This window comes from Actinosynnema sp. NPDC059797, from assembly GCF_042732085.1.
GTDB lineage: Bacteria > Actinomycetota > Actinomycetes > Mycobacteriales > Pseudonocardiaceae > Actinosynnema.
In genome coordinates, this window is record NZ_JBHWIE010000438.1 from 1 (window position 1) to 5,390 (window position 5,390).

4 protein-coding genes are annotated in these 5,390 nt (G+C 70.9%); all 4 read right to left on the reverse strand.

Going from position 1 to position 5,390, the window contains the following annotated elements:
- Positions 1 to 225: 225 nt before the first annotated feature.
- Genes ACFV4N_RS39245 through ACFV4N_RS39260 form a run of 4 tightly spaced genes read right to left on the reverse strand, consistent with a single transcriptional unit; the run spans position 226 to position 4,889 of the window.
- A complete protein-coding gene (locus ACFV4N_RS39245) occupies positions 226 to 1,749 on the reverse strand; it encodes a glycoside hydrolase family 13 protein (protein ID WP_499677757.1) in 1,524 nt (507 codons plus the stop codon).
- Positions 1,750 to 1,807: 58 nt separating this feature from the next.
- Positions 1,808 to 2,647, reverse strand: coding sequence for a carbohydrate ABC transporter permease (locus ACFV4N_RS39250; RefSeq protein ID WP_499677758.1), 840 nt, complete (start codon positions 2,645 to 2,647; stop codon positions 1,808 to 1,810).
- Positions 2,644 to 3,513, reverse strand: coding sequence for a carbohydrate ABC transporter permease (locus tag ACFV4N_RS39255; protein ID WP_499677759.1), 870 nt, complete (start codon positions 3,511 to 3,513; stop codon positions 2,644 to 2,646). Before ACFV4N_RS39255 ends, ACFV4N_RS39250 begins: the two co-directional genes overlap by 4 nt.
- Positions 3,513 to 4,889, reverse strand: a complete 1,377-nt coding sequence (locus ACFV4N_RS39260) for an ABC transporter substrate-binding protein (protein WP_499677760.1) — start codon at positions 4,887 to 4,889, stop codon at positions 3,513 to 3,515. The genes ACFV4N_RS39255 and ACFV4N_RS39260 overlap by 1 nt, the downstream gene beginning before the upstream one ends.
- Positions 4,890 to 5,390: the final 501 nt, after the last annotated feature.

The following is a 5,390-nucleotide window of genomic DNA, read 5'->3' on the forward strand; positions in this document are numbered from 1 at the left end:
GGGTGCGCCCCCGTCGTCGGGGCACTGTCGCTTTCTGGCCCCGGTCCGCGTTTCGGGCTACCGTCCTCGGCGCACCGCCCGACTGCTGAGGGGTCTCGCCACGGGCTCCGGCCGGCGCGCGGCGCGCACGGACCGGCCGAGTCGGCGAACGGGCCGGCCGAGTCGGCGCGCAGGTCGAGCCGACCCGCACGTGGGGCGCGGTTCGGGCCAGCCGGCTCGGTCCGGTCAGCGCGTGAGGCGCAGCCAGGCCGCGGTGTCCGGTGGCAGGGCGCCTTCGGCCAGGGGGCCGCTGGTCGCCAGCACGCCGTCGTGCTCCGGCAGGGCCACCGGCTCGCCGGACAGGTTCAGCACGCAGGCGAAGTCGTCGCCCCGGCTGAACGCGACCACCCCCGGGCCGAGGTCCAGCCACCCCATCGGCCCGTCGCCCAGCGACCGCTCCGCCCGCCGCAGCCCCAGCACGGTCCGGTAGTGCGCGAGCATCGAGTCCGGCTCCCCGGTCTGCGCGGCCACCGACAGCGACGCCCAGTGCGCCGGCCGCGGCAGCCACGTCGGCCCCTCCTCGCCCCACGGGATCGGCACGCGGCAGCCGTCCCGACCGCGGTCGGTGTGGCCGGAGCGCTCCCACACCGGGTCCTGCCGCAGCTCGTCCGGCAGGTCGTCGACCTCCTCCAGGCCCAGTTCCTCACCCTGGTAGAGGTACACGCAGCCGGGCAGGGCGGTGGTGAGCATGATCGCCGCCCGCGCCCGCTTCACGCCCAGTCCCAGGTCGGTCGGGGTGAGGTGCTGGCGGCGGCCGAAGTCGAACGAGGTGTCCGCGCGGCCCATCCGCGACACGTGCCGGGTCACGTCGTGGTTCGACAGCACCCACGTGGGCGGCGCGCCGACCGGCGCGTGCGCGGCCAGCGTCGCGTCGATCACCCGGCGCAGCTCCGCCGGGTCCCACGGGCAGCACAGGAAGTCGAAGTTGAACGCCGAGTGCAGCTCGTCCGGGCGCAGGTAGAGCGCGAACCGCGCCGGGTCGGGCAACCACATCTCCCCCACGAAGACCCGGTCGTCCGGGTACTCGTCCAGCACCCGCCGCCACGAGCGGTAGATCTCGTGCACGCCGTCCTGGTCGGAGTAGGGCGCGTCGGCGTCCGGCCGGGAGAAGTCCTTGACCAGGCCGTCGGCCACGTCGATGCGGAAGCCGTCGATGCCGCGGTCCAGCCAGAACCGCAGGATCGACTCGAACTCGGCCCGCACCTCCGGGTTGGTCCAGTTCAGGTCGGGCTGCTCCGGGCTGTAGAGGTGGAGGTACCAGCTCCCGCCGTCCGGGGTGCGGCTCCAGGCCGGGCCGCCGAAGCGGGACTTCCAGTCGTTCGGCGGCTCGTCGCCGTCGTGGAACCAGAACCGGTCGCGCCCCTGCCCGCGCAGCGCCTCCTGGAACCAGGGGTGCCGGTCGGAGCAGTGGTTGGGCACGATGTCGATGATCACCCGCAGGCCCGCGCCGTGGGCCTCGGCGATGAACTTCTCCGCCTCGACCAGCGTGCCGAACACCGGCTCGATGTCGCGGTAGTCGGCGACGTCGTAGCCGCCGTCGGCCATCGGGGAGGGGTACCACGGGCTGAGCCAGATCGCGTCCACCCCCAACTCGGCGAGGTGGGGGAGCTTCTGGCGCAGGCCAGCGAGGTCCCCGATCCCGTCGCCGTTGCCGTCGGCGAAGCTGCGCGGGTACACCTGGTAGATGGCCGCACCGCGCCACCAGTTCATGCGGATTCCTCCTCGGTAGTCCTCGGTCGCCCGAGGCAGTGGGTGTGACGGCGGCGGGTCAGCCCTTCACGCTGCCCGCGGTCAGACCTGCGAGCACGTGCCGCTGGAACACCAGGAACAGGCCGACCATCGGCAGGCTCGAGAGCACGAGCCCCGCGAGCAGCAGGTTGACCAGGGTGTCGGGGGCGAAGCGCTGGAGCGCCACGCTCAGCGTCTGCCGCGCCGGGTCGGAGAACACCAGCAGCGGCCAGAGGAAGTCCTTCCACGCGGCCACCACCGCGAAGATCGACACGACCGCCAGGACCGGCCTGGACAGCGGCAGCACGACCCGCCACAGCAGGGTGACCTGGTTCGCGCCGTCGATCCGGGCCGCCTCCAGCACCTCCACCGGGAGCTGGTCGAAGAACCGCTTGAGCAGGAACACCGTGAAGGCGTTCGCCGCGCCGAGCAGCCACAGCGAGGCCGGGTTGTTCAGCAGGCCGAGGTCGGCGATGGTCAGGTAGGTCGGGACCAGCAGCACGGCGGCGGGCATCATCAGGGTCACCAGCATCGCGCCGAGGATCGCCTTGCCCAGCACCGGCCGCAGCCGGGACAGCGCGTAGGCGGCGGGCACGTCCACGGCGAGCTGCACCGCCCACACCCCCACCGCGACCACGACCGTGTTCCAGAAGTAGGCGCCCAGGTCCATCAGGTCCCACGCCTCGGCGTAGGTGCCCGGCACCCACGTCTCCGGCAGCACCGTCGGCGGCACGCGGGCCAGCTCGGGCGCCGGTTTCATCGCCGAGACCACGACCCAGAGCAGGGGCACGACGAAGACCGCGGTGAGCACGACCGCGGTGACGACGAGCGCGGTGGTGTAGCCGGCGCGGGACCGCCCCGGCGCGATGAGCGTCCTCATGCGTCCGCCTTCCGCGTCACGCGCAGGTACAGGGCGGTGAACGCGCCGAGCACCAGCAGCAGCAACAGGCTCAGGGCACTCGCGGTGCCGAAGTCGTTGTAGTAGAAGGCGTAGCGGTAGAGGAGGAGCAGGACGGTGACGGTGGAGTCGTCGGGGCCGCCGCCGGTCATCACGTACGGCTCGGTGAACACCTGCATGGTGGCGACGACCTGGAGCAGGAGCAGGACGAGCAGCGCGAAGCGGGTCTGCGGGACGGTGACGTGCCACAGCCTGCGCAGCACGCCCGCGCCGTCCAGCTCGGCCGCCTCGTACAGGTCGCCGGGGACGGACTGGAGCGCCGCCAGGTAGACGAGCGTCGCGGTGCCCAGGTTCGCCCAGGTCGAGACGAGCACCAGGGACAGCATCGAGGTGTCGGAGCTGTCCAGCCACGCCAGACCCTCCAGCCCGAGCCCGCGCAGCGCGGTGTTGAGCAGGCCCGGACCGGGGTCGTACATCCACTTCCAGATCAGCGCGGCGACGACCGGGGACAGCATCACCGGCAGGTACACGACCAGCCGGAAGTACGCCTTGAGGTGCCGCAGCTCGTTGAGCACCACCGCGAGCAGGAACGGCACGGCGAAGCCGAAGACCAGCGCCAGCGCGGTGAACAGCAGGGTGTTGCGCCACGCCGTGGCGAACAGGGGGTCGGCGAAGAGGCGCTCGAAGTTCTCCCAGCCGACCCACGCGGGGTCGTTGACGAAGTCGACCTGCTGGAAGCCCAGCACGGCCCCGCGCGCGATCGGGTACCAGGAGAACACCGCGAAGCAGACCAGGGCGGCGGACAGGAACCCGTACGCGGTCAGGTTCTCCGCGACGCGGCGGCGCATCACTTGACCTGCGCGAGGACGTTGTTCACCTTGGCCTCGGCGTCGGCCAGCAGCCGGTCCGCGTCCGCGTCGGGCTCGGTGAGCACGGCCTGCATGACGTTGTCGAGGACCGCGTAGACCTGCTGGGCGTTCGGCGGCTCGACGCGGCCCTCCGGCTTCGTGTCCACGTAGGACTGGAAGTTCGCGACCGGCACCGTGGCGAGGCTCTTCTTGAGCCGGTCCTGCTCGGCGGCGACGTCGCCGGTCCAGATGTCGGCGGCCGGCGGGACCGGCAGGCCGATGGGTTGGCCCTGGTCCTTGTAGCGCTGGAGGCTCTTCCCCATCCGGTCCGGGTCGAGGTACTTCCAGGAGATCCACTTCAGGCCGGCGCGGATCTTCTCCGGCGACGCCTTCGGGTTGACCATGTAGCCCTCGCCGCCGATGAGCGTGCCCTCGGCCTCGGGGATGGGCGCGAGGCCGTAGTCGGCGTAGTCGCCGTCGAACTGGTTGACCAGCGTGGGGATGTTGTCCGGCGCGGCGAGGTACATGCCGAGCTGCCCGGCGCCCATCATCTGCTGGACGTCCTCGATGACGAGGAGCTGCTTCTCCCCCATGCTGTTGTCGGTCCAGCGCATGGCCTTGAGGTGGTCGAGGACTTCCCGGCCGTTGGCGTCGTTGAAGTCGGCGACCCACTTGCCGCCCTCCTGGCGGGCGATCCGGCCGCCGACGGAGTAGACCCAGGCGGTGAAGTGCCAGCCGCCCTGGTTGTCGCGGCTGTACTCGGCGAAGCCGACCTCGTTGCCGGGCAGGTCGGCGATCTTCTTGGCGGCGGCGCGGACGTCGTCCCAGGTCCTGGGCGGCTGGTCGGGGTCGAGGCCGGCGCGGGTGAACAGCTCGCGGTTGTAGACCAGGCCCATGGAGTAGTTGGCGGTGGGGATGCCGTAGACCTTGCCGCCGGCGCTGAACACGTCGCGCAGCTCCTGGCGGATCTCGCCGTAGTGCGGCACGTCCTTCACGTACTCGGTGATGTCGGCGGCCTGGCGGCGGGCGATGAGGTTCGCCGGGTCCGTGAAGTAGGCGTAGTAGACGTCTTCGAGCTGACCGCCCGCGAGCTTGGCGGAGAACGTCTGGGGGTCCATGAACCCCTCGCGCGGCTCGATGTCGATGTCGGGGTTGGCCGCCTCGAACTCGGCCACGTCCTCGTCGAAGACCTTGCGCTCGAACGCCTGGGTCTGGGGCGGCTGGCCGTTGACGACGACCGTGACCTTGCCGTTGGCGGCTCCCCGGCCGTCCTGGTCGCCTCGGTCGCCGCCCTGGGAGCAGGCCGCGGCCGCGGTGAGGGTCAGGCTGCCTGCCAGCAGCAACCCCGCCGCTCTGCGGAGGTTGGGTGAGTTCATGGTGGCGGACCTTCCTCGGGTGTGGTGTGGCGCACACGGTAGGTCTACCGAACACATCTTCGCAAGATGTCAACTGTATCCCGCAACTTACCGACACTGCCTTGTAAGCCCGCCGGCCCTCCCACGCAGCCTCTTCCACAAGAGAGCGCTCCCACCACGCGCGTCCTCCACTCGGACACCACGTGTCCTCCAGTTGGACATCGCGAGTCGTCCGGTTGGGCATCGCGAGTCGTACGTTCGGAGCCGGTGAGTCGTACGTTCAGGGTCGGTGAGTCGTACGTTCCGGTCGGGTGTGTCGTACGTTCGGCGCGCGCGAGTCATGCGTTCAGCACGCGCGAGTCATGCGTTCAGTGCGCGCGAGTCATGCGTTGGGAGCGCGTTCAAGGGGCCGGTGGTTGCGAAGGGTCTCGATTTGACATGGGGCCCTTACGAGTACCGGAGGCAGGCCGCAGCCGGCAGGCACGGTGGGGAAAAGCGTCCCACCGAGCCTGCCGGCTCCGA

What these genes read in the sequence shown, in the direction of transcription:
- ACFV4N_RS39245 (WP_499677757.1), bottom strand. Translation starts at nt 1,749, where the DNA reads ATGAACTGGTGGCGCGGTGCGGCCATCTACCAGGTGTACCCGCGCAGC.
- ACFV4N_RS39250 (WP_499677758.1), bottom strand. Translation starts at nt 2,647, where the DNA reads ATGAGGACGCTCATCGCGCCGGGGCGGTCCCGCGCCGGCTACACCACC.
- ACFV4N_RS39255 (WP_499677759.1), bottom strand. Translation starts at nt 3,513, where the DNA reads ATGCGCCGCCGCGTCGCGGAGAACCTGACCGCGTACGGGTTCCTGTCC.
- ACFV4N_RS39260 (WP_499677760.1), bottom strand. Translation starts at nt 4,889, where the DNA reads ATGAACTCACCCAACCTCCGCAGAGCGGCGGGGTTGCTGCTGGCAGGC.